At 44.7% G+C, this 1,045-nt stretch carries 1 protein-coding gene; it reads right to left on the bottom strand.

The genetic code is table 11. From position 1 onward, the window contains the following. The coding region (locus tag HF312_21720) for a hypothetical protein (protein ID MCU7522819.1) at positions 1 to 1,030 on the bottom strand (1,030 nt) is incomplete at its 3' end. Positions 1,031 to 1,045: the final 15 nt, after the last annotated feature.

The following is a 1,045-nucleotide window of genomic DNA, read 5'->3' as shown; positions in this document are numbered from 1 at the left end:
GAATTGGCATTAATTGCTCTTTCAATGTAAAGATTTTATTGTTGTTGGTTCCAAGCGTTGCACCCGTTGCGATATCAATCGCCGAGATAAAATCGGTGATTCCGGCAGAGTTCACAAGGTCACGATGTCCGCCGAATCCTGCTTGTCCTTGGTAAGCAAAGTCCCATACATACGCGCCTTTTAATAGGTCACGCTTATAACGGTAGCGTTGCATAGCGAGAACATCTTTCGAGTCGATCGCATAAGGATTTAGAGATTGATTGTATTTCAGTCTCAAACGATCAATATCCGTTGCCGCCGCCGGGGCGTCATTTAATAAAATACGGTGGAATAGGCGTTGATAGATATTTCCTCTTGGTACCTGGTACTCGGTTGTTCCTACTCCATCAATCGAAACCGCGTCCTCTAAAAGAGTGTGAACCACAGCAAGATTCGGATAGTCACCTTTTGCCACAGGAACGTCAAAGTATTCCATGGTTACATGAGCATAGGCATTATCAAATGATACCGTGCCGCCGTTTAGAGTGAATAGGTTGCTAGGGTTTGCCCAATCCACGTTTACGGTAACAAGGGTCTCGCCGTTTTGAAGAAGGATTAATCCAATAGGGTCGCGGTCATTGACAACGATCGGAACCTTAAGTGTAAACGCAACCGGATTCGCTCCAGTAGCAAAACCGAATTGATAAGTAGGGTTTGAAGTTTCGGCCTCTACCATATTCGCCGCTACGACGTCAAAGAAAGCATTATCATCCATCATGTTCCGTAATGCTAGGCCGTGCCCGGTAACATCTACAATGCTTGTAGAGTTATTCGTTTTCACGCTCAAGCGGTCAATTAAACCGAATGGGCGACCGTATTGGTTCGCCTTTAAGGTTGGGGAGCCTGTCACGGTTAAAGTACCTTCTACACGAATAAATAGATTCGCGAGTAATCCGGTACGAGGTAAATCCTTCGATACACGTTGACCGCTTAAAAATCCAAGTTGTGCTACTTTACGAATATTTTGTCTTGTCGCTGTTTCAAAACTCATTTCTCATAACCTCCT

This window comes from Ignavibacteria bacterium, assembly GCA_025612375.1.
GTDB lineage: Bacteria > Bacteroidota > Ignavibacteria > Ignavibacteriales > SURF-24 > JAAXKN01.
This window is presented reverse-complemented; position numbering and strand designations above follow the sequence as displayed.